Origin of the sequence: Kribbella sp. NPDC051770 (assembly GCF_040681455.1) — a bacterium.
Taxonomy (GTDB): domain Bacteria; phylum Actinomycetota; class Actinomycetes; order Propionibacteriales; family Kribbellaceae; genus Kribbella.
On record NZ_JBFAYT010000001.1, the window covers coordinates 539,010 to 559,935 of the forward strand.

Here is a 20,926-nt window from a genome sequence, read left to right on the forward strand (position 1 = left end):
TGAGCTTAACCGTGCAGCGTGCGGAGCAGCCGCAGTGCCACCTGTACGTCGAGCGCCCGCTCCGGGTCCTGCCACCCGTCGCCGAGCAGCGCGGTGATCCGGTCCAGCCGCTGCTGGACGGTGTTGGGGTGGATGTGCAGCGCGGTAGCTGCGCGCGTCGGGCTCTGCCCGGCGGCGAAGTACGCCTCGAGCGTGCCGACCAGATCGGTGCCGCGCTGGGAGTCGTACGCCGTGACCGGCCCGAGCACGTGATCCACGTGCGCCTTCACGTCCACCTCAGCGGCGCCGACCAGGCCTGCCACGCCCAGGTCGTCCGGTGTCGCGGCCTGTCCGACCTTGCCGAGGCGGACCATCGTCAGCGCCAGCCGTGTCGCCTGCTGGTAGGCGTCGACTAGCGACTGCCCCCAGCGGGCGGGGCCGGTGACGGCGATCGTCAGACCGCAGCGGCTCGCCACGTCGTTCAGCGCACGAGCTGCGTCGACCACATCGGGCACAGCGAGCAGCAGCACCAGGTCACCGGCGTACGGGCCGGCCAGTACGAGACGCAGCGCAGCAGGCAGCCGAGCCAGTACGCCGGTGTGGTCGCCGCGGCAGACAGCGACGACCAGCTGCGTCGGCAGCCGACGTGCTGGGTCGAGCAGCCGGAGCCGGTCGGCCAGTGCTCGCGGGTCGGCAGTGCCGCTGACCGCGTCGGCCAGCAGGTCGGCCTGGGCTCGCTGCGACTGCTCAGCGGCCTGGCGGCGGAACAGCAACACCAGTGCGGTGACCACAGCCGCCCGCTCGACGATGCGCTGGTCGGCAGCGGACAGGTCGTCCACTCCCCCGACCACCAACGCGCCGAGTCGCTCGCCCTTGGCAGCCGCAGCGACGACCCAGCAGTCGCCAGTACGCACCAGGCGACCACTCACCGACGCAACTGCCGCCGCAGCAAGCTCCAGCGACACAGCACCAGCAGCGGCGAGTTCGTTGCCCTGTGCATCGAACAGGACGACCCACACGTCCAGCAGCTCGGCCAGCGCGGCAGCGATCGCGTCGACGTCCCCGCCGGAGAGCACGATGTCGGCGAACCGGTCGTGCGCTGCTGCTGCGTGCTCGACTCCGGCGTGAGCCTCCGACAACTGTTCGAGCGCCGCAGCGGTCTCGGCGGCCGCCCGGACCTGCACGATGGTGACCGCGGCCAGCGCGGCCAGTGAGCCGAGCAGCGACACCTCGTCGCGGCTGAAGGGCCGAGCGGTCCGGTTGGAGGCGAACAGGACGCCGACGAACGCGCCGTCCACGATCAGCGGCGTACCGAGGATGGCGACCAGCCCCTCCTCGCCCACCGCCGAGTCGATCTCGCCGGTGTGCCGGAAGCGGTGGTCGCCCGGGTAGTCCGCGGTCCAGTACGGTTTGTGGGTCTCGGCGACCAGTCCGCCCAGTCCGGCGCCCAGCGGCAGGCGGACCTGCTGGAAGGCCGCCGAGATCGACCCGTCGGTGGCCCGCATGTAGGTGTCGCCCTGGGCCGCGTCGTACAGGGTCAGGTAGGCGACGTCTGTGCCGATCAGCGTGCGGGCCCGGTGCACGATCGTGTGCAGGACCCGGCCGGGGTCGCGGGCGGACGCCAGCTCGAGAGCGATGTCCACCAGAGCGGTGAGCTCGGCTTCCCGCTTCCGGCCGGCGTCCATGCTGCTCCTAAACGTGGGCGAGGTCCCGCTTGCTGGTCTCGCCGTAGCTGAGCACCGCGGCGAGCGAGATCACCGAACACACTGCCACGTAGATCGCGATCGCGTAGCCCGAGTCGTACGCCTTGAGCAGCGCGACCGCGATGAACGGCGCCAGGCCGCCGGCGATGATCGAGGCCAACTGGTAGCCGACCGAGACTCCGGAGTACCGGACCCTGGTCCCGAAGAGCTCGGTGAAGAACGATGCCTGCGGCCCGTACATCGCGCCGTGCAGGACCAGCCCGACGGTAACCGCCAGCGTCGCCAGCGCGAAGTTCTTGGTGTCGACGAAGGCGATGAAGACGAACGCCCAGATCCCGACGCCGGCCGCGCCGAACAGGTACACCGGCTTGCGGCCGACCCGGTCCGACAGCGCACCCCACAGCGGGATCGCGCAGAAGTGGATCGCGGCCGCGATCAGCACGGCGTTCAGCGCGAACGACTTGCCGAGGCCGAGGTGGTCCTTGGCGTACGTCGCGATCACGATCGTGAAGATGTAGTAGCTGACGTTCTCGGCCATCCGGGCGCCCATCGCGGTCAGGATCTCGCGCGGGTACTTGGTGATCACCTCGACGAACGGGATCCGCTCGCTCGGCTGCTGCTTGGCCCGGGCCTGCTTGAACAACGGCGACTCCTCGATCTTCAGCCGCACCCACAGCCCGACCAGGACCAGTACGGCGGACAGCAGGAATGGAATCCGCCAGCCCCACGAGTTGAACGCCGCGTCGCTCTGGAAGGCCGCGAGCCCCGCCAGTACGCCGTTCGCGATCAGCTGGCCGGCAGGAGCGCCGGCCTGCGGCCAGGACGCCCAGAACCCGCGCCGCGCCGGATCGCCGTGCTCGGACACGATCAGCACCGCGCCGCCCCACTCTCCGCCGAGCGCGAAGCCCTGGATCAGCCGCAGCACCGTCAGCAGGATCGGCGCCAGCGCCCCGACCTGCGCGTACGTCGGCAGCAGGCCGATCGCGAACGTGGCCAGGCCCATCATCAGCAGCGACAGCACCAGCAGGTTCTTGCGGCCGATCCGGTCGCCGAAGTGGCCGAACACCACGCCGCCGATCGGCCGGGCGAAGAACCCGACCGCGAAGGTCGCGAAGCTGAGCAGCGTGCCGGTGAGCTGCTCGCCCTTGGGGAAGAACAGGTCGCCGAAGACGACGGACGCGGCGACGCCGTACAGGAAGAAGTCGTACCACTCGACGGTGGTGCCGACCAGGCTGGCGCCGACCACCCGGGCGATCGGGGTCCGGGAGCGGACCGGTTCGGTTGAAGTCGACATGCTTGGCTCCTTAGTGGGCGGTCCAGCCGCCGTCGAGGACGAACGAGCTCCCCGTGAGTGAGGCCGACGCGGGACCGCACAGCAGCGCGACCACCTCGGCGACCTCGGCCGGCTCGATCAGCCGCTTCACCGCGACCGGTTCGAGCAGGATCTTGTCCAGCACCTCCGCCTCGCTCAGGCCGTGGACAGCGGCCTGGTCGGCGAGCTGGGCAGTGACCAGCGGCGTCCTCACGTACGCCGGGTTCACGCAGTTGCTGGTGACACCGTGCGCGGCGCCCTCCAGCGCGACCACCTTGCTGAGGCCCTCCAGCCCGTGCTTGGCCGCGACGTACGCCGCCTTGAACGGGCTGGCGCGCAGGCCGTGCACTGAGCTGATGTTCACCACCCGGCCCCAGCCGGCGCCGTACATGTGCGGCAGCGACTGCCGGATCAGCCGGAACGGCGACTCCAGCATCAGCCGCAGGATGTAGCCGAACCGCTCCGGCGGGAACTGCTCGACCGGAGCGACCAGCTGGACACCGGCGTTGTTCACCAGTACGTCCACGTCGGTGGGGAGGTCCGGCAGCCGAGCGAGGTCGGACAGGTCGGCTTGTACGGCGTCGATGCCGTCGCCGGCCACCGTCTGCAGTCCGTCGGCGTCGTAGTCGACCGCTACCACCCGCATGCCCTCAGCGGCGAGCCGGTGGGCGCAAGCTGCGCCGATCCCGCTGGCGGCGCCGGTGACGAGGGCACGACGTGGTGTGGTCATGCGAGGACTGTAGGAAGCCGTATGGCGTGGAACCATGGGCTGGCGGCACACACCTGCGCCGCCAGCCATGTGGTGTCAGCGGATGAGCGGCACCTTGGCCCAGTCGATGTCCGAGCCCAGGTAGAAGCCCGTGTACGACGGCTGGTTGTACGTCGTCTGCTGCCGCGCCACCTCGACCCGGTACTGCGGGTCGTGCATCAGCGTGTACAGCTTCCGGTCGGTGCGCTCGGTGCTCAGGTAGATCCGGATGGCGCTGCTGTCCGCCGTACGGACCAGGAGCTCCTCCCGCCAGTCGCCGAGGATGTCAGCGACCAGCGACGGGTTGCCCTTGGTGCCGTTGTTGCTGAGGGTCCCGGTGGCGGTGAGCAGCGTGCCGCGGCGCCAGTCCTCGATGGCCGGCGTTGTGCCGTTGACGATCTGCGTGGTCATGTCAGCGGCCCAGCGGATGCTCTGGTTGGTGCCGGGCATCGCTGTGCCCAGCGCGTCGCCGTCTGCTGTGCGGAGCCGCATAGCCCAGGTCTCGAGCCCCGACTCCTCCGGCACGATGTCGCCGACCATCCCGCGACCGGTGTCGCGGCCGGAGTACTCGCCGTACAGCACCTCGCCGGTCCTGGCGTCCCGCACCGCGTACCCGTACGGCGCTGAGGTGGCGCCCTCGTGCACGGTGAAGATCTCCTTGCCGGGCCGCTGCGGGTCGATGTCGGTCACGTGCATCGCGTCGCCGTGGCCCAGGCGGGCCAGTGCACCAGGGTCGGCGCTGCCCGGTGGCAGCACGTCCTCGGAGCTGTAGAGCACGCTGCCGTCGTCGTCGATGGTGGCGGAGCCGTAGACGATCTCGTGCCTGCCGTCGTCGTCCACGTCCGAGGCGCTGAGCGAGTGGAACCCCTGCGTGGTGATCGACCCGTACGTCGGGTCGGTGCCGTCGCGGCCGTGCGGGCTGTCGTTGAACGGGTTGGTCATCGGCGTCCAGCCGCTGTCGATCGCCCAGCCCTTGGTGATCCGGTGCCCGTTCCAGCCGTACGTCGCGAGCGTCGTACGGGTGTAGTAGCCGCGGGCGAAGACCGCTGACGGGTGCTTGCCGTCCAGGTAGGCGACACCGGCCAGGAAGCGGTCGACGCGGTTGCCGGGCTCGATCCGGGCCATCGCGTAGTCGCCCCAGCGGAGCCCGTCGTCGGTGCGACCGGGCTCGTAGCGGATGGTCTGGAGCTCCTTGCCGTCGGAGCCGCGGAAGACGCTCAGGTACTCGGGTCCGCTGAGGATGAAGCCTTCGAAGTTGCGGAGCTGGTTCCTGGTGCTGCGGCTGGGGGCGTAGACGTCCATGAAGTAGTCGACCAGCGCTGAAGCGTCGGCACGCGACAGCGGGTAGCTGTACTTGTCCTGGATGCCGAAGGCCGCCTCCAGCGTCGCCGGCCACTGGCCACTCTTCACTTCCGGCTGCTGCTTCCACTGGAGGAACAGGTCGACCAGGTGGTCGTAGTAGTCGGCCTTGCTGACCCGGTAGTCGTCCTGGTTGCTGTAGCCCGCCCGGCGGTCTGCTGCCGGCATGGTGATGTAGCGCTGGGACTTGACCCGGCCGGAGCGGTCGTACGTCGTCAGCTTCGTTCCGGGCGCGGTCTTGAGCATCGTCTCCGAGCGGCCGTCGCCGTCGAAGTCGTAGACCAGGAACTGGGTGTAGTGGGCACCGGCCCGGATGTTCACGCCCAGGTCCAGCCGGTGCAGCAGCGTGCCGTCGGTCTCGTAGGTGTCGACGTACACGTTGCCGGTGTAGCCGACCTGGGAGACGTCCTTGGCGTTGGAAGGGTTCCAGACCACGACGTACTCGTACTGACCGTCGCCGTCGACGTCACCGACGCTCATGTCGTTGGCGGCGTACGTGTAGGTCTCGCCGGCCGGGGTGACGCCGTCGGCGGGCTTCCGCAGCGGCAGCTCGGTGTAGCCACCGGTCCAAGGCGTGACGGTGTCGCTGCGGTCGCGTTCGCGGCCCTTGACGACGGAAGTGACTCGGTACCGGGAGGTCTGGGTACCGGAGGGGTCGACGTAGTTGGTGCTGTCGGTGACCAGAGCGATCCGGCGCCCGTCGCGGTAGACCGCGAAGTCGGTGCCGGTCAGGCCGTGGCCGGAGTGGCCGGTCGCCTCCGGACCGAGGAGGCGCCAACTGAGGAACACGCCCTCGCTGGTGGTGGTGGCGACCAGGCCGCGGTCGAGGCGTTCCAGCTGGGGGCCGGAGTGAGATTCAGCACTGGCCTGAGTCGCGGGAACAAGCAGCGTGAGCGAGGTGAGCAGGACGGCGAGTTTCGAAAGCATGCGCGGATCCCTCGGGCGGAGTGGTGGCGGCAAACGCTTTCCTCCGCACGCTAGAGCGGCCGCCGCGAGCCTGTCGAGACTTCTGTCCGTTATCGGCCGTCACCTGACCGCAACCACAGCGACGCCTATCACCAACGCCCGACTTCATAGAAAGATTTATGGTTGAACCATGGTCGACATCGAACAGCCGAAGAAGAAGGCGGCCGGCGTTCCGGCCGTGCTCTCGTCGTTCAAGTTCGGGTTCCGCGAGATGGGCCCGGCGCGGACCGGCAAGGTGTTCCTGAAGATGAACCAGGACGGCGGTTTCGACTGCCCGTCCTGTGCCTGGCCCGATCCCGACCACAAGCGCAAGCACGCGGCCGAGTTCTGCGAGAACGGCGCCAAGGCGGTGGCCTGGGAGGCCACCCGCAAGAAGGTGCCGCGGGCGTTCTTCGCCGAGCACTCGATCGACGACCTGAACCGGATCTCGGAGTTCGAGCTCGGCAAGCTCGGCCGGGTCACCGAGCCGATGCTGCTGCGGGCCGGCGCCGACCACTACGAGCCGGTCGGCTGGGACGAGGCGCTGCACGTCGTCGCCCGGCACCTGCGCGCGCTGGACGACCCCGACGACGCCGTCTTCTACACCTCGGGCCGGACCAGCAACGAGGCCGCATTCCTCTACCAGCTGCTGGTCCGCGCGTACGGGACGAACAACCTGCCCGACTGCTCGAACATGTGCCACGAGTCCTCCGGTACGGCGCTCACCCGCGTGATCGGCAGCGGCAAGGGCGCGGTGACGCTGGAGATGCTCGAGGAGGCCGAGCTGATCGTCGTGGTCGGCCAGAACCCGGGCACCAACGCGCCCCGGATGCTCAGCCACCTGGAGATCGCCAAGAAGCACGGCGCCGACATCGTCTCGGTGAACCCGCTGCCCGAGCCGGGGCTGATGAACTTCAAGAACCCGCAGCGCCCGTCCGGCTGGGTCGGCAAGGGCACCACGCTGGCCGACCAGCACCTGCAGATCCGGATCGGTGGCGACCAGGCGCTGTTCCTTGCCGTCGGCCACTTGTTGCTGGAGGCCGAGGCCGCGGCGCCGGGAACCGTGCTGGACAAGGACTTCATCGAGCAGCACACCAGCGGGTACGAGCTGTACTCCAAGCACAACGCCGAGCTGGACTGGCCGGCCGTCGAGCAGGCGACCGGGCTTCGGCGCGGTGAGATCGAGGAGTTCACCGACCGGTTCCTGAAGTCCAAGGCGACGGTGATCTGCTGGGCGATGGGCCTGACCCAGCACCGCGAGGCGGTGGCCACGATCACCGAGATCGTCAACGTCCTGCTGCTGCAGGGCAACATCGGCAAGCCCGGCGCCGGGCCGTGCCCGGTCCGCGGTCACTCGAACGTCCAGGGCGACCGCAGCATGGGCATCTGGGAGCAGATGCCGGCCAAGTTCCACGACCGGCTGGACGCGGAGTTCAACTTCACGTCACCGCGTGACCACGGCGTCGACGCGGCCGCCACCGTGCAGCGGCTGCGCGAGAACGACGTACGGGTGTTCTTCGCGATGGGCGGCAACTTCGCGATGGCGACCCCGGACACCGAGGTCGTGCACCGCGGTCTGCGCGAGTGCGACCTGACCGTGCACGTCTCCACCAAGCTGAACCGGTCGCACACGGTCCCCGGCAAGGAGGCGCTGATCCTGCCGACGCTCGGCCGGACCGACCACGACCGGACCGCGCTCGGCCCGCAGTCGGTGACCGTCGAGGACTCCCAGGGCGCCGTGCACCTGTCGACCGGCAACCTGCACCCGCCGAGCCCGGACCTGCTCTCCGAGGTCGGCATCGTCTGCGCGCTCGGCGAGATCCTGGTGCCGGACGTCGGCGAGATCCCGTGGGCCGACTTCGCCAAGGACTACAGCCTGATCCGGCAGCGGATCGGCCGGGTCTGCGACGGGTACGAGGACTTCGAGGACCGGCTGCGCGCGAACGAGGGCGGCTTCCTGCTCGCCCACGCGGCCCGCGACAGCCGCGAGTTCCACACCTCCGACGCTCGGGCGCAGTTCAGCGCGAACGACCTGACCTGGCTGCCGACCGACAGCGGGCGGCTGCTGCTGCAGACGATGCGCAGCCACGACCAGTTCAACACCACGATCTACGGACTCGAGGACCGCTACCGCGGTGTGCACGGGACCCGCGAGGTGGTGTTCGTGAACCCGGACGACCTGGCCGAGCTCGGGCTGACCGACGGGCAGGTCGTCGACATCGTCAGCGAGTTCGCCGGCGTGGAGCGCCGGGCCTCGGGCTTCCGGCTGGTCTCGTACCCGACGGCGCGCGGCTGCGTCGCGGCGTACTACCCGGAGACGAACGTCCTGATGTCGGCCGACGACCTGGCCAAGGGCAGCAACACCCCGGTAGCCAAGGGGCTCACCGTGCGACTGGAGTCAGTCGCCTCCTGAACCAGGGCTGCAAGCTCGCCAGTACTGCGGCTGTCGCGGCACTGGCGAGCCACAGACCCTCTGGGCCGGTGCGCTCCAACAGTTGCGTCGCGGTGAGTGGTGCGACGGTTGTCGCGATCCCCCAGCTCAGGCCGAAGACGGCGAGGTAGCGGCCGCGCGCATGCTCGGGAGCGAGCCCGGACGCCTGGGTGAGGTAGCGGGTCAGCAGGAACAGCTCGCCCAGGCTCCAGAGCACTGTGGCGACCAGGAAGACCGCCAGGCTGTGGGCGAACGCCGTCACGACCAACCCCACAGCAAGCAGCCCGTACCCGATGGCGATCGAGCGGAAGTCGTCGAGGCGCTGCACACGGAGCAGGCGCTGGGCGAGGATCAGCGTGACCGCGGAGACAGCCAGGATGATGCCGGTGCTGGACTCCGGCAGGCCCTGCTCGAGCAGGGTGAGCGGGATGCCGACGACCAGCTGCATGTAGAGCGTGGCGAACACCGTGCCGCTGAGCAGCAGCAGGAGCAGCCGCCGGTCGCGCCACACCGCAGCCCTGGCCTCCTGCGGCTGCTCACGCCGTACGTCGGCAGGAAGCGCCACTGCGACCAGGACCGCGCAGGCCAGACAGGTGATCGCGTCAGCCACGAACAGCCAGCGCAGGTCGACATGACTCACCGCTGCCGCCAGCAACCCAGCCAGTACGCCGGCTGCCGCCATCGCCGCCCCCAGCAGCCCGTACGCCGCCGGCCGGTCCGCAGGCTCGGTGACGTCGGCGATCGTCGCCTGACTCGGCGGCTCGTAGATCTCGAACGCCAACCCGAGCAGGATGCTCGCGAGCACCGCCGACCAGAGCACCGGGCTCAGCGCGATCCACAGCTGCGCGACCGCGCAGCCGGTCAGACCGAGCACGATCGTCCGGCGCCGCCCGAGGCGGTCGGCGAGCCGGCCGCCGAGCAGCCGGGACGGGATCGTCGCCGCGCCGAACACCGCCAGGATCAGGCCGGTCTGGGCGAGGGACGCGCCGAACTCGACGGTGAGCACGACGCCGAGGAACGGGAGCGTGAAGGCGCCGATCCGGTTGACCGCGCGGGCGGCGACCAGGATCCAGACCACCCGGGAGAGCTTCCGGACGACCGTGGGTTCGTGACTGTCTAAAGCGGTATGGTCGGTCACGCAGTCGACTGTACGAAGGAGTGGCGTGACCGGTCAAGCGTCTTTTGATAGTCATACGAAGAGCGTGCTGGCGGCGTCCGTCGAGTACGTGAACCGGCTGACGCCGGGCTTCTCCGGCGGCGTACCGGTGGAGGCGCCGGCCGACGAGGCCAAGGCAGTCGGCGACGCGCTGGCGGCGATCGGGTATCCGCGACCGTCGGTCGAGGCGGCCGACGCGCGGCGGATGGCGACCCTCGCCGGCAGGATGCGCACCGTCTTCGAGGCCGCGCACAGCGGCGAGCTGGACAAGGCGGCGGGCGAGATCAACGCGCTGCTGCTCGACACCAACGCGCGGCCGCAGCTCGACCGCCGGGAGAAGGGCTGGAGCCTGCACTTCCACGGTCCGGACGACGGGCTCGTCAACGGCTGGGCCGCGGGATGTGCGGCCGGTCTGGCGCTCGCGGTCGGCAGCGACCTGGCCGGCCGGCTCGGAGTGTGCGACGCACCGCAGTGCGACCGGGTGTTCGTGGACACCTCGCGGAACGGGCAGCGCCGGTTCTGCTCGCCGCAGTGCCAGAGCCGGGTCAAGGCCGCCGCCCACCGCGCCCGCCAGTCCCCGACGGACTGAACCGGAGGCCTTGAACACCAAGCCGGGGCCGCGAACAGGGTATTTCCTGTCCGCGGCCCCGCGTTGGTGTTGGAGCTACCGGCACCGAGCCGGTGGCCGGCCGCGTGCCGCTGGATGCCCTGGGGCGGGCGGGCTCAGCCGACCGGGGTCAGCTCCCGCTCCTCCTCCGGCGCCTGGGTGACCGCATGCTTGGCGGGCGGGCGGCGCAGCCACTTCGGGGCCCACCAGTTCGCGTCGCCGAGCAGCGTCATGATGCTCGGCAGCACCACCGCCCGGATGATCGTCGCGTCGATCAGGATCGCGACCGCCAGCCCGACTCCGAGCTGCTTCATGTCCAGCGTGCTCAGCGTCGCGAAGACCGCGAACACCCCGATCATCACCGCCGCCGCGCTGGTCACCACACCGGCCGACCCGGTGATGCCCTCGGCCACGGCCTGCTTGGTCGGTACCCCGCGCAGCACCGCCTCGCGGATCCGGCTGACCACGAACACGTGGTAGTCCATCGACAGCCCGAACAGCACCACGAACAGGAACAGCGGCAGCCAGGACACCACCGCGCCGTTCGAGCGGAAGTCCAGCAGCCCTTCGGCCCAGGTGTTCTGGAAGACCGCCGTCACCACGCCGTACGCCGCCCCGGCGCTGAGCAGGTTCAGCCCGATCGCGGTCACCGCGACCACCACGGACCGGAACGTCACCATCATCACGATCATCGTCAGCAGCAGCACGAACCCGATCACCAGCGGCAGCTTCGACCGGGTGTGCGCCGCGTAGTCGACATCGGCCGCGACGAACCCGCCGACGGCGTACTCCGCGCCCGGCACCTTACCGACGGTCTGCGGGATCAGCTCGTTGCGCAGCTTGGCCAGCGAGTCCCGCGCCTGCTCACTACCGCCCTCGTACGGCGTCGCCACCTCGGCCACGGTCACGCGACCGTCGGCCGACACCCGCGGCTTCTCCAGCCCGTCGGCGGCGTACAGCGGGTCACCCTCGGTCCGCTTGGCCAGATCGGTCAACGCAGCCTGTACGGCGGCCTGCTGGTCGGCCGGCGCCCTGACGGCGACCTGGTGGCTGGTCCCCGTGCTCGGGAAGGCCGCGGTCAGCCGGTCGTAGGCCTGCATCACCGCGGTGTCGCGCGGCAGGTCCTCGGTGCCGGGGAACTTCAGCGTCATCCCGAGCGCCGGCGACGCGACGGCGAGCAGTGCGACGACCGCGACGGTCAGCGTGGCGACCGGGTGCTTCAGGGCCGGCTTCAGCACGGCCGGCCAGAACCGCGGCTCCGACGTACGGGCCGTGAGGCGCCACAGCAGCGGGATCCGCGGGCGGTCCACCCAGCGGCCGAGCTTGGCCAGCACCGCCGGCAGCACGGTCAGCGAACCGGCGACCGCCACCGCGACGACCAGGATCGAGCCGACCGCGAAGGACGAGAAGACCGCGTCCCGGGCCAGGAACAGCCCGGCCATCGAGATGATCACCGCCGTACCGGAGACGACGACCGCGTGCCCCGAGGTGGCGGCGGCGATCTCGACCGCGTCGACGTGGCCGCGGCCCTTGGCCCGCTCCTCGCGTTCGCGGCGCAGGTAGAACAGCGAGTAGTCGACGCCGACCGCCATCCCGATCAGCAGGATCACGCTGTTCACCGCGTCGACCGCGGGGATGAACTGGGAGGCCGCGGCGGCGAGCCCGATCGCGGCGGCGACCGCGGACAGCGCCAGCAGCAGCGGCACGGTCGCGGCGATCAGTGCGCCGAAGGCGACCAGCAGGATCGCCAGCGTGACCGGCAGGCTGAACATCTCGGCCCGCTTGAAGTCCTCGCCGAGCGTCTCGTTCAGCGCCTTGCCGATCGACTCCCCGCCGACCTGCTCGACCCTGAGCTCCGGGTGCTCCTGCTGGACCTTGGCGGTGGCGTCGAGCAGCGGCTGGACCCGGTTCTCGTCGTCGCCGTCCTTCAGCTCGACCCGGACGATCAGCGCGTTCTTGTCCGGCGCGAGGATCGGCTGGGCCACGTCCGCGACCCCACCGAGGGCGCGCATCCGTTCCGTGACGACCGTCGCGACCTGGTTGGCCGCGGCCTGGTTCAGCGACCCCGAGGTCGGCGTGATCAGCACGCTCTCCACGTCCGGGTCGTCGAAGTTGCCGGACTTGACGATGTCGTCGGCCCGGGTCACCTCGCCGATGTCGCCCTCGTTGGTGGACTCCTTGACCCCGGTCACGTTGCCGAGCGCGAAGCACGCGACGACGACGGCGAGCCACAGCCCGATCGCCCGCCACGGGTGGGTCGCGCTCCAGCGTGCCGCCCGGACCGTCAGCGGTCCCCGGCCGCCGACGTGGGTTGTTGTCTGGCCCCTCATCAGATTCCCTGCCCCTCTGCGCCCCCTCAGGCGCACCGTGCAGCAGGGCCCTCCGCCTCGCCGCCGATGGGCAAAAGCCTCCCGTCGATCAGGGGGTCGCCACCATGCAGGTAACCACCGACTCCACCCTGGGGCCTGCCCCACCCCCACCCTGGGGAAAACCTCAGGGCACCCCTCGGAGCGGCCCTTCCCGTACGCCGTACGAAAGGCGGCTAGAAGTCGTCGAGGTTCAGGCCGGCGGCGGCCGAGACCCCCTCCAGGTACCCCTCGGCGCGCTCGGCCTTGGGGAAGCGGTGGACCAGGTCCCAGAAGGCCGCGTTGTGGGCCGGCTCGACCAGGTGGGCGAGCTCGTGGACCAGCACGTAGTCGACCACCCAGGCGGGCATCGACTGCAGACGGTCACTCAAACGGATCGACCGGTCCGCCGGAGTACACGAGCCCCATCGTCTGTTTTGGTTCGAAACCCACCTCACCGACGCAGGTTCGGGCACCTCGGGCAGGTGACGACACGCGAGTTCGTGTGCTCTGGCCAACAATTTTTCGTCCGACACGCGGGACCGGCTGCGCTGCCGCTCGAGGCGCTGGAGCATGGTCTCGACCCAGCGCGCCTCCTCCGCCGCGGAGAGCCGGTCGGGCATCAGCACGACCACCCGCTCACCGTCGCGGTACGCGCTCACGGTCCGCTTGCGCCGCTTGCTGCGCCGGATGTCGACGTACGGCGGGATCGGGCGCGGTGGAGAGTCGGCCATAGGGCAAACGGTATCGCCCGAATCCGCCGACTTTCTTGCGTCCACATCCTGTGTACGGACGTTTTCGCAGGTCAGACGGGTTCCGGCGGGTTCGTGGACGCCCGTTGTTCACACCCTGTTCCCCCGCTCGTCCACAGTGCCGCCCGGCGCGTCCCACAGCTTGCCCACAGAGTTATCCACAGGGGTGGACAACGTGGACTTGTCAGCGTGACGGCGGGCTTCTAGCGTCGGGTCCAACAGGCTCCCGGACCGCCTCCGGAGCCGCTCGGAGGGGAAGCCGAGTGGTTCCGCAGGCGGACGCCCGGGAGCCTGTTCCGTGCCGGGACGGATCTCGGAAAGGGGTTTCCCAGCGGCACGCTGGCCACGGGGTGCGCTTGAGCCACGCTCAGCCTGCCGTAGGGTGAATCCCGACTGGGCCGAACGGCCTACGGCAGGACGGTCTGCCGTTAGCATCCACGACGGCCAGGGGCTGAGGCCCCGGCTGGTATTCAGAGCAAGGAGAGGGCCCTCATGGCAGAGACCTGGAGCGGCGAGTTCTACTGCGTCAAGTGCAAGGCCAAGCGCACCGCCGACGGCGAGGTCAAGGTCAACGACAAGGGCACGCGCATGGCCAAGGCCAAGTGCCCCGAGTGCGGTACGAACCTGAACCGGATCCTCGGCAAGGCCTGACGCACCAAGTCGTCGGGGGTGGTGGCCGGACCTTCGGGTCCGGTCGCCACCCCCTTCGTCGGTTTCGTACCGGTTCGCGACGCGCCGCCCACCCCGCCGGGCCGGGGTTTGCGTGAACCGACAGAATGGGAGCGTGTCCGACCTCCCCCGCAAGGCGCTCAGCCGCACCGCGAAGCTGGCCAGCCTGCCGCTCGGTGCCGCCGGCCGCGCGACGGTCGGGCTCGGCAAACGGATCGGCGGCGCGCCCGCCGAGGCGGTGATGGCCGAGTTCCAGCGCCGGACCGCCGACCAGCTGTTCTCCGTCCTGGGTGAGCTCAAGGGCGGCGCGATGAAGTTCGGGCAGATGCTCAGCCTGATGGAGTCGGCGATGCCCGAGGAGCTCGCGGCGCCGTACCGGGCGACCCTGACCAAGCTCCAGGACTCCGCACCGCCGATGCCGATCGCCACCGTGGACAAGATCCTGTCCGAGGAGCTCGGCAAGCGCTGGCGCAGCCGGTTCGCGGAGTTCGACGACAAGCCGGCCGCCGCCGCGTCGATCGGGCAGGTGCACCGCGGTGTGCTCACCGACGGCCGCGAGGTCGCCGTCAAACTGCAGTACCCGGGCGCCGCCGAGGCGCTGCGCGCCGACCTGCGCCAGCTCGGCCGGTTCGCCCGGACGTTCGGCACGCTGGTCCCCGGGCTCGACATGAAGCCGCTGATCGTCGAGCTGCAGGACCGGATCGGCGAGGAGCTCGACTACGACCGCGAGGCGCAGGCCCAGCAGCAGTACGCCGACGCCTTCAAGGACCACCCGGAGTTCGTCGTCCCGCGGGTGGTGAAGCACTCCCCCACCGTGATCGTGTCGGAGTGGATCGAGGGCAGACCGCTGTCGAGCTTCATCACCGACGGCACCAAGACCGAGCGCGACGAGCTCGGGCTCAAGTACGTCCGGTTCATGTTCTCCGGCCCGCGGCTGGCCGGCCTGCTGCACTCCGACCCGCACCCGGGCAACTTCCGCGTCCTGCCCGACGGACGGCTCGGCGTGGTCGACTTCGGGCTCTGCGCGCGGCTGCCCGACGGGCTGCCACCGGCGATCGGCCGGCTGCTGCGGATCTCGCTGGACGGCGACGGCGAGGAGGTCCTGGCGGGCCTGCGCGCCGAGGGCTTCGTGAAGCCGCGGATGGAGATCGACCCGACCCAGCTGATGGACTACCTGGCGCCGTTCGCCGAGCCGGCCCGGACCGAGACGTTCCAGTTCAGCCGCGCCTGGATGCGCGAGCAGGCGAACCGGACCGGCGACTTCCGCTCCCCGAACGCGTCGCTGGCGCTGCGGCTCAACATGCCGCCGTCGTACCTGCTGATCCACCGGGTGTGGATCGGCGGCATCGCGGTGCTGTCCCAGCTGGAGACCGAGGCGCCGTTCAAGTCGGTGCTCGAGGAGTTCCTGCCGGGCTTCGCGGACTGATCTACCACCAAGCGCTGTCGAGCTTGCCCTCGATGCTGCGGACGTTCTCGCGGGCGCAGCGGTCGCAGTAGACCAGGTTGCGGCCGTTCTCGACCGAGGTCATCCAGGTGATCGGCAGGTCCTCGCTCTCGGCCTGCTGACCGCACAGCGCACAGGTCGGGCGGTCCATCTCAGGTCCTCGCCAGCGCGTCGTCGAGCAGACGGCGCCGGCCGGCCAGCGTGTCCAGGGTGAACCGGTCGGGGTCCGCGTCGTACAGGGCCTGGCCCAGCTCCGAGCCGATCGCTTCCCGCGGTACGGCGGTCGCGCCGGCCGGGACGAACTTGCGCACCTCGTCCAGCGCCGCGGCGGCCACCTCCAGCGCCGACCGGCCGCGCGCGACTGCGTCGTCGTCGGTCTCCGCGCTCAGCCGGAACGCCTGCTCGGTGGCGCGATCGCTGTACCAGAGGAACTCCCCCGCATCGACGATCCGTGACGGCTCCTCCCCGCCGTACGCCGGCCCGGCCACCGGCTCGGCCGGGAGCCGGAACTCGAACCGCCGCGCCCGGCCGCAGCCCGGGCAGTCGCCCTCGTAGACCGCCAGCGTCTCGCCGTCGCGCTCGACCACGCCGAACGTCAGCTCGCCGGCCGCGCCGCACTCGCACGGATGGAGCTCGACGTAGAGCCCGGCTTCCTGCAGGGATCGCGCGATCAGCATCCCGTGAGTTTACTATTCGGCGGTGATCGAGCCCGCCGTCCACAGTGCCGAGGCCGAGGCGGTCCGTACGACGGCGGTTCGGCTCTGGCCCGCCCTGCTGCGGACGCTGACCGCCGCCCGCCCGCTGACCTCCACCGGCCTTGATGCCGTCCGCAACCACACGTTCGGCGCCGTCGACGAGCACGGGCGCGCGCTGACCGTCCGGCTGGACGGGGTGCCGCTCCCGGCGGGTGAGCGGGTGCGGGTGTTCGCGAACACGACGTCGGACAATCATGTGATCCAGCTGTCCGACCAGCTGACACCCGAACAGGTCGGCCCGATGCTGGCGTGGGGCGCGGCCGAGCTGATGGCCGTACGACGCCGCGCGGACGCGGGTGTCCCGCCGGTTCGGCGTGACCTGCTCGACGGCGCGGTGGTCGGTGTCGAGGGCGACCCGGCGCAGGCGCTGCTGTCGGAGAGCGACTACGCGGCGCTGGGGCGGCTGGACTGGCTCGCCGGCCAGGCTGCTGGAGCTGCCGAGCCGGAGCGGGTGGCTGCGCGGGACGCGTTCTCCGCCGAGCTGGACCGGATGGGGTTGCGTCCAGAGCAGGACTCCAAGCAGCGGGCCTACCGGTTGCTGGTCGTCGACGCCCGGCTAGGCGCTGCTGGACGCCGGCTGCTGCACCAGCTGAACCGCCCGCTGGAGGAGCTGTCCCCAGCCGATGCGGACGCCCTACGCCGTCACCGCGCCGAGCAGGCCGCCAGCCGCAGCACCAACGAGCCGGCTGCGCCAGGCGTGCAGCGCCCGGTGGCGACTCGAGCCGCGCTCAGCGCGGAGGAGCTGGCAGTAGCGGCCAGGCAAGCGGCGGTAGCTCGCGACCAGCACAGCATGCGGACCATCGACTCGTTGCGGAAGTTCGCGGCCGACCTGCCGAGCGGCCAGCTCCCCAAGGTACGGCTGATGATCGGCGGCGGCGCAGCGCTGGCTGGACGTGAGGCCGACGTCCTGCTGGTCGACGGCCGCGGCCGCTGGCACGTCGACCCGATCCCCGGGATCGTGCAGTCGGCGGACCAGGTTCGCCAGCTGCGCGCCAGCGGACTAGGCGACCCGTACGACGTCACCGGCCCCCGCGAGCGCGTCCCGCTCACCGCCATCCAGCTCTGGGAAGACCAGGCCGCAGCCCGCGGTCCGCTCATCGACGGCACAGCGGAGCTCGCCGTCGATGCGAGCGGGCGCCTGGTCGCGGACATCAGCCCGCTGGACGGGTCAGCGCCGATCCGGATCGAGGTCGACGGGACGCCCGTCGTGGCGACCGGCGTACCGGCGGAGATCATCCCCGGCGTCTCCCGCTGGGTCCCGACCGTCCCCGAAGCCCTGACCGCCATCGACGGCTACCTGGCGACCGCTCAGGCTCCCCACGCTGAGGAGGCCCGCCAAGCGCTCAGCGGTCTGCGAGACGCCCCGGGGACAGCAGCGGCCGCGCTGGCACGGCTGGAAGGTGTCTCCGAGCTGACCGACCTGCGCAACGCCGTACGGGCCGGTGGGATCGTCGGTGCATCGCTGGACGAGGCGCTGACGACTCTGGAGGCCACTGCTGCCTGGGACGACGCTCGGCAGCAGCTGCCCGGGCGGGTGCTGATCGGTGACGAGATCGGCGACGGCGACTACGACCCGCAGGCCGGCAAGCGCTGGCTGATCGCGGGAATCGGCGGCGGCGCGATCGCGAACGCCGAGATCATCCTGGCCGGCAACCCGGACGCCGAGGTGGTGATGGTCGGCGGCGAGGCGCCCTGGGTGCTGCAGAACGATGCGCAGTACACGGCGATGCGCCAGCAGCACGACAAGGACTTCAACCCGGAGGCGTCCGGCCGGCTGCAGACGATCTCCGGCAAGCGGCTCGGCGCGGTAGCGACCGCCCGTACGGACGACGGGCGGACTGTCGTACGGATGCTCGACTCCCGCGGACAGGTGCTGCGCGACACCGACGGGCAGCCGCTACAGGGTGATGTGTACGTCGGGTGCCTCGGGCGGGTCGCCCGGACGCCGCGGGTGCTGGACGGCCTCCGGGCCTGGGCGCAGGAGACCCGCGGCGAGCTGCGGTTCAGCAGCGACCGGCAGTACCTCGGCTACCAGGTGCAGATGCGCAACGGGACGTCGGTGATCGACGTGGAGGTCACCGGCGCGGCCTCCCGGCTGCTGCCGGCCGACCTGTTCGACGCGGCGACCGCCGCGATGGTCAACGAGCACGGCCTGGTGGAGGCGCCACCGGAGAGCGGCAACGTCGCCGCTGGGTTCATGGCGACGGCGCTGCAGGCCAAGCACCGCACCGACGACCGCAACCGGTCGAGCAACGCCAGAGAGCTGGGCTGACCTGTGCAGTGGTTGATCCACAGCGAGGAGGACGCCTGGCGGAGCCCTTGGCTCGCCGTACGGCGGCTGCAGGTCCAGCGGCCCGACGGCGAGGAGGTGGAGTACCACGCGATCCGCGCCAGCGACGTCGCAGCGGTAGTGCTGACCGACGAGCAGCAGCGAGTGCTGCTCCTGTGGCGGCACCGCTTCCTCACCGACACCTGGGCCTGGGAGCTGCCGATGGGACTGGTCGAGCCGGGCGAGACAGCGGCTCAGGCGGCGGCCCGGGAGCTCGAGGAGGAGACCGGCTGGCGCGCTGATGAGCTGCAGGAGCTGGTCTGCGCCCAGCCCGGAGCAGGGATCATCGACTCCGCGCACCACGTCTTCCGGGCGACCAGTGCCCAGTACGCCGGGGAGCCGACCGAGCGGAACGAGTCCGACCGGATCGAGTGGGTCCCGCTGGCCGACGTACCGGCGATGATCAGCCGGCGGGAGATCGTCAGCAGCATCACCCTGGTCGGGCTGCAGCAGGAGCTGATGACCCGGTGGCCGCTCGAGGGGTGACAGCGGCCACCGGGTGGCTCATCAGGACTGCGGCTGGGTCTGCAGGACGATCCGCAGGTTCGCCTTCGGCTGGTGCTGCCAGGCCTCCTCGGCCTCCTCCAGCGGGTACGTCTCGATGATCGGGCGGACGCCCTTCAGCACGGCGAAGTTCAGCGTGTCCTCGCCGTCCTGCGAGACACCGCTGTACCAGCCCTTGACCACCCGCCGGCCCTCGGACAGGTCGTGGCCGCTGACCTCGATGGCGTCGCTGCCCTCCAGCACGATCAGCGCGCCGTTCGGCCGCACACCCTTGAACAGGACGGTCTGCAGCTCGGCCCGCGACACCGTGTCCAGGACGGCGGCCGCTCCGCCGAGCGCCGCCAGCGCCTCGCCGGCGTCACCCTCGGTGCTGTCGATGTACTCGTCGGCGCCGAGCTCACGGGCCAGCTTCTCCTTGTCCCGGCCACGGTTGATCGCGACGGTCCGGAAGCCCATCTTGTCGGCGAACTGGATCGCCAGGTGCCCGACCCCGCCGACGCCGTGCACCGCGACCAGGTCGCCCGGCCCGGCCGGCGCGTGCCGGAGCGCGTTGAACGAGGTGATCCCGCCGCACATCAGCGGCCCCGCCTCCTCGAAGGTCAGCCCCTCGGGGATCCGGGCCACCGCGTCCTGCGGCGCCACCATGTACTCGGCGTAGCCGCCGTCGTACGACGTACCGACGATCCGGTGCTGGACGCAGTTGGTGAAGTCACCGCGGCGGCAGAACTCGCAGGTGAAGTCGACCCCGCCGGACCAGCCGACGCCGACCCGCTGGCCGGGCTCCCAGACCGTCACGCCCTCGCCGACCGCGTCCACCACGCCGGCGATCTCGTGCCCGGGGATCCGCGGCAGCACGGTGCCGAACAGGGCGTTGCGCGGGATCGCGTCACCGCCGCAGATCCCGCAGGCGTACACCTTGATCCGGATCTGCCCGGCCTTCGGCTCGGGGATCGGTACGTCGGTCACCACGAAGGGCCCGCCGGCCTGCTGGACCTGGGCCGCACGCATCGTTGCAGTCATGTTGTGGGTTGCTCCTCAGTGCATTCCGCCGTCGGCGACCACGTTCTGGCCGGTGATGAGTCCTGCTGCGTCGCTCGCCAGGAAGGCGGCGATCCCTGCCACGTCCTCGGCCGTCCCCAGGCGCCCGATCGGCACCATCGCGACCAGGCTCTTCTTGTACTCGTCGTTCGCGGGGTCGGTGAAGATCCCGGCGCCGTCGATCGGGCCCGGGACGATGCTGTTCACGGTGATCCCGCGCGGGCCGAGCTCGAGCGCGAGCACCCGGGCCAGGTAGCCGGTGGCCACCTTGCTGGTGCCGTACAGGCCGACGCCGACCTGCGGGACCGTGGTGGTGTTCGACGAGATGCTGATGATCCGGCCGTTGTCGGCGATCCGCCGGGCCGCCTCGCGCAGGACGAAGTACGGGCCCTTGGTGTTGACCCGGAAGAGCAGGTCGAAGTCCTCCTCGGTCACGTCGGTGACCGGGATGTTCACCTTCTCCATGCCGGCGTTGGCGACCACGACGTCGAGCTGCCCGAACGCCTCGACGGCCGCGTCGAAGACCTTCTCGATCCCGTCCACCTGGGACACGTCGGCGGCGACGCTGATCGCCCGGACGCCGTGCTTCTCGGCCTCGGCCCGGACCTCGTCCGCGGCGGCCTGGTCGTGCGAGTAGTTGACGACGACGTTCGCGCCCTCCGCCGCCAGCCGGAGCACGATGGCCCGGCCCAGCCCCTTCGACGAGCCCGTGACGAGGGCCGTTTTCCCCTGCAAGGTCATGCTTTTCTTCTCCCGTTCGGTGGACCTGGTCCGATCGTCGGACCAGATCGGGCCGAACGGAAACACAGACTCGTTGGCGCCGTCACAAGGAGCCGTTGTGGCACCATGA

17 protein-coding genes are annotated in these 20,926 nt (G+C 70.6%); 6 read left to right on the forward strand and 11 right to left on the reverse strand.

Annotated elements, in window-relative coordinates:
• Positions 1-5: 5 nt before the first annotated feature.
• From AB0M01_RS02545 to AB0M01_RS02560, 4 genes are all read right to left on the reverse strand, one after another.
• Positions 6-1,664 (reverse strand): helix-turn-helix domain-containing protein, encoded by a 1,659-nt coding sequence (locus tag AB0M01_RS02545; RefSeq protein WP_363665090.1) that lies wholly within the window; start codon positions 1,662-1,664, stop codon positions 6-8.
• 7 nt (positions 1,665-1,671) lie between these two features.
• Positions 1,672-2,976, reverse strand: coding sequence for an MFS transporter (locus AB0M01_RS02550; protein ID WP_363665091.1), 1,305 nt, complete (start codon positions 2,974-2,976; stop codon positions 1,672-1,674).
• A 10-nt stretch (positions 2,977-2,986) separates the two neighbouring features.
• On the reverse strand, positions 2,987-3,724 hold the full coding sequence (locus AB0M01_RS02555; protein WP_363665092.1) for an SDR family NAD(P)-dependent oxidoreductase: 738 nt from the start codon (positions 3,722-3,724) through the stop codon (positions 2,987-2,989).
• A gap of 75 nt (positions 3,725-3,799) precedes the next feature.
• Positions 3,800-6,028 (reverse strand): rhamnogalacturonan lyase, encoded by a 2,229-nt coding sequence (locus AB0M01_RS02560; protein WP_363665093.1) that lies wholly within the window; start codon positions 6,026-6,028, stop codon positions 3,800-3,802.
• A 169-nt stretch (positions 6,029-6,197) separates the two neighbouring features.
• Here AB0M01_RS02560 and AB0M01_RS02565 point away from each other — a divergent pair, with 169 nt between their 5' ends.
• On the forward strand, positions 6,198-8,459 hold the full coding sequence (locus AB0M01_RS02565; protein WP_363665094.1) for an FdhF/YdeP family oxidoreductase: 2,262 nt from the start codon (positions 6,198-6,200) through the stop codon (positions 8,457-8,459).
• Here the strand turns inward: AB0M01_RS02565 and AB0M01_RS02570 are convergent.
• Entirely contained in the window at positions 8,428-9,615 is a 1,188-nt protein-coding gene (locus AB0M01_RS02570) for an MFS transporter (protein WP_363665095.1), read from the reverse strand. The genes AB0M01_RS02565 and AB0M01_RS02570 overlap by 32 nt on opposite strands.
• A 64-nt stretch (positions 9,616-9,679) precedes the next feature.
• On the opposite strand from AB0M01_RS02570, the gene AB0M01_RS02575 reads away from it, so the two are divergent.
• Positions 9,680-10,222, forward strand: coding sequence for a CGNR zinc finger domain-containing protein (locus tag AB0M01_RS02575; RefSeq protein ID WP_363665096.1), 543 nt, complete (start codon positions 9,680-9,682; stop codon positions 10,220-10,222).
• 134 nt (positions 10,223-10,356) lie between these two features.
• On the opposite strand, the gene AB0M01_RS02580 is transcribed toward AB0M01_RS02575, so the two are convergent.
• Both AB0M01_RS02580 and AB0M01_RS02585 read right to left on the reverse strand, forming a co-directional pair.
• On the reverse strand, positions 10,357-12,570 hold the full coding sequence (locus AB0M01_RS02580) for an MMPL family transporter (RefSeq protein WP_363665097.1): 2,214 nt from the start codon (positions 12,568-12,570) through the stop codon (positions 10,357-10,359).
• Between the two features lie 212 nt (positions 12,571-12,782).
• Positions 12,783-13,319 (reverse strand): YgjP-like metallopeptidase domain-containing protein, encoded by a 537-nt coding sequence (locus AB0M01_RS02585; protein ID WP_363665098.1) that lies wholly within the window; start codon positions 13,317-13,319, stop codon positions 12,783-12,785.
• A gap of 510 nt (positions 13,320-13,829) precedes the next feature.
• On the opposite strand from AB0M01_RS02585, the gene AB0M01_RS02590 reads away from it, so the two are divergent.
• Both AB0M01_RS02590 and AB0M01_RS02595 read left to right on the forward strand, forming a co-directional pair.
• A complete protein-coding gene (locus AB0M01_RS02590) occupies positions 13,830-13,988 on the forward strand; it encodes a DUF5679 domain-containing protein (RefSeq protein WP_012922897.1) in 159 nt (52 codons plus the stop codon).
• A gap of 133 nt (positions 13,989-14,121) precedes the next feature.
• Positions 14,122-15,432 carry an AarF/ABC1/UbiB kinase family protein gene (locus AB0M01_RS02595; RefSeq protein ID WP_363665099.1) on the forward strand — a complete coding sequence of 437 codons (1,311 nt, stop codon included), beginning with the start codon at positions 14,122-14,124 and terminating at the stop codon, positions 15,430-15,432.
• A 1-nt stretch (position 15,433) separates the two neighbouring features.
• Here the strand turns inward: AB0M01_RS02595 and AB0M01_RS02600 are convergent, their stop codons facing one another.
• Both AB0M01_RS02600 and AB0M01_RS02605 read right to left on the reverse strand, forming a co-directional pair.
• A complete protein-coding gene (locus AB0M01_RS02600) occupies positions 15,434-15,601 on the reverse strand; it encodes a hypothetical protein (RefSeq protein WP_363665100.1) in 168 nt (55 codons plus the stop codon).
• Position 15,602: 1 nt separating this feature from the next.
• Positions 15,603-16,127 carry a hypothetical protein gene (locus tag AB0M01_RS02605; RefSeq protein WP_363665101.1) on the reverse strand — a complete coding sequence of 175 codons (525 nt, stop codon included), beginning with the start codon at positions 16,125-16,127 and terminating at the stop codon, positions 15,603-15,605.
• 22 nt (positions 16,128-16,149) lie between these two features.
• On the opposite strand from AB0M01_RS02605, the gene AB0M01_RS02610 reads away from it, so the two are divergent.
• Together AB0M01_RS02610 and AB0M01_RS02615 are read left to right on the forward strand one after the other, a co-directional pair.
• Positions 16,150-18,477 (forward strand): hypothetical protein, encoded by a 2,328-nt coding sequence (locus AB0M01_RS02610; RefSeq protein ID WP_363665102.1) that lies wholly within the window; start codon positions 16,150-16,152, stop codon positions 18,475-18,477.
• Between the two features lie 3 nt (positions 18,478-18,480).
• Complete coding sequence (locus AB0M01_RS02615; protein ID WP_363665103.1) at positions 18,481-19,020, forward strand: NUDIX hydrolase; 540 nt, start codon at positions 18,481-18,483, stop codon at positions 19,018-19,020.
• Between the two features lie 21 nt (positions 19,021-19,041).
• On the opposite strand, the gene AB0M01_RS02620 is transcribed toward AB0M01_RS02615, so the two are convergent.
• Together AB0M01_RS02620 and AB0M01_RS02625 are read right to left on the reverse strand one after the other, a co-directional pair.
• Positions 19,042-20,058: an alcohol dehydrogenase catalytic domain-containing protein gene (locus tag AB0M01_RS02620; RefSeq protein ID WP_363665104.1), complete on the reverse strand. Its 1,017-nt coding sequence runs from the start codon at positions 20,056-20,058 to the stop codon at positions 19,042-19,044.
• A 15-nt stretch (positions 20,059-20,073) separates the two neighbouring features.
• On the reverse strand, positions 20,074-20,817 hold the full coding sequence (locus AB0M01_RS02625) for a glucose 1-dehydrogenase (RefSeq protein WP_363665105.1): 744 nt from the start codon (positions 20,815-20,817) through the stop codon (positions 20,074-20,076).
• Positions 20,818-20,926 lie beyond the last annotated feature (109 nt).

Excerpts from the sequence above, each read along its gene's own strand:
- AB0M01_RS02545 (WP_363665090.1), bottom strand. The coding sequence starts at position 1,664 with ATGGACGCCGGCCGGAAGCGGGAAGCCGAGCTCACCGCTCTGGTGGAC.
- AB0M01_RS02550 (WP_363665091.1), bottom strand. The coding sequence starts at position 2,976 with ATGTCGACTTCAACCGAACCGGTCCGCTCCCGGACCCCGATCGCCCGG.
- AB0M01_RS02555 (WP_363665092.1), bottom strand. The coding sequence starts at position 3,724 with ATGACCACACCACGTCGTGCCCTCGTCACCGGCGCCGCCAGCGGGATC.
- AB0M01_RS02560 (WP_363665093.1), bottom strand. The coding sequence starts at position 6,028 with ATGCTTTCGAAACTCGCCGTCCTGCTCACCTCGCTCACGCTGCTTGTT.
- AB0M01_RS02565 (WP_363665094.1), top strand. The coding sequence starts at position 6,198 with ATGGTCGACATCGAACAGCCGAAGAAGAAGGCGGCCGGCGTTCCGGCC.
- AB0M01_RS02580 (WP_363665097.1), bottom strand. The coding sequence starts at position 12,570 with ATGAGGGGCCAGACAACAACCCACGTCGGCGGCCGGGGACCGCTGACG.
- AB0M01_RS02585 (WP_363665098.1), bottom strand. The coding sequence starts at position 13,319 with ATGGCCGACTCTCCACCGCGCCCGATCCCGCCGTACGTCGACATCCGG.
- AB0M01_RS02590 (WP_012922897.1), top strand. The coding sequence starts at position 13,830 with ATGGCAGAGACCTGGAGCGGCGAGTTCTACTGCGTCAAGTGCAAGGCC.
- AB0M01_RS02600 (WP_363665100.1), bottom strand. The coding sequence starts at position 15,601 with ATGGACCGCCCGACCTGTGCGCTGTGCGGTCAGCAGGCCGAGAGCGAG.
- AB0M01_RS02605 (WP_363665101.1), bottom strand. The coding sequence starts at position 16,127 with ATGCTGATCGCGCGATCCCTGCAGGAAGCCGGGCTCTACGTCGAGCTC.
- AB0M01_RS02620 (WP_363665104.1), bottom strand. The coding sequence starts at position 20,058 with ATGACTGCAACGATGCGTGCGGCCCAGGTCCAGCAGGCCGGCGGGCCC.
- AB0M01_RS02625 (WP_363665105.1), bottom strand. The coding sequence starts at position 20,817 with ATGACCTTGCAGGGGAAAACGGCCCTCGTCACGGGCTCGTCGAAGGGG.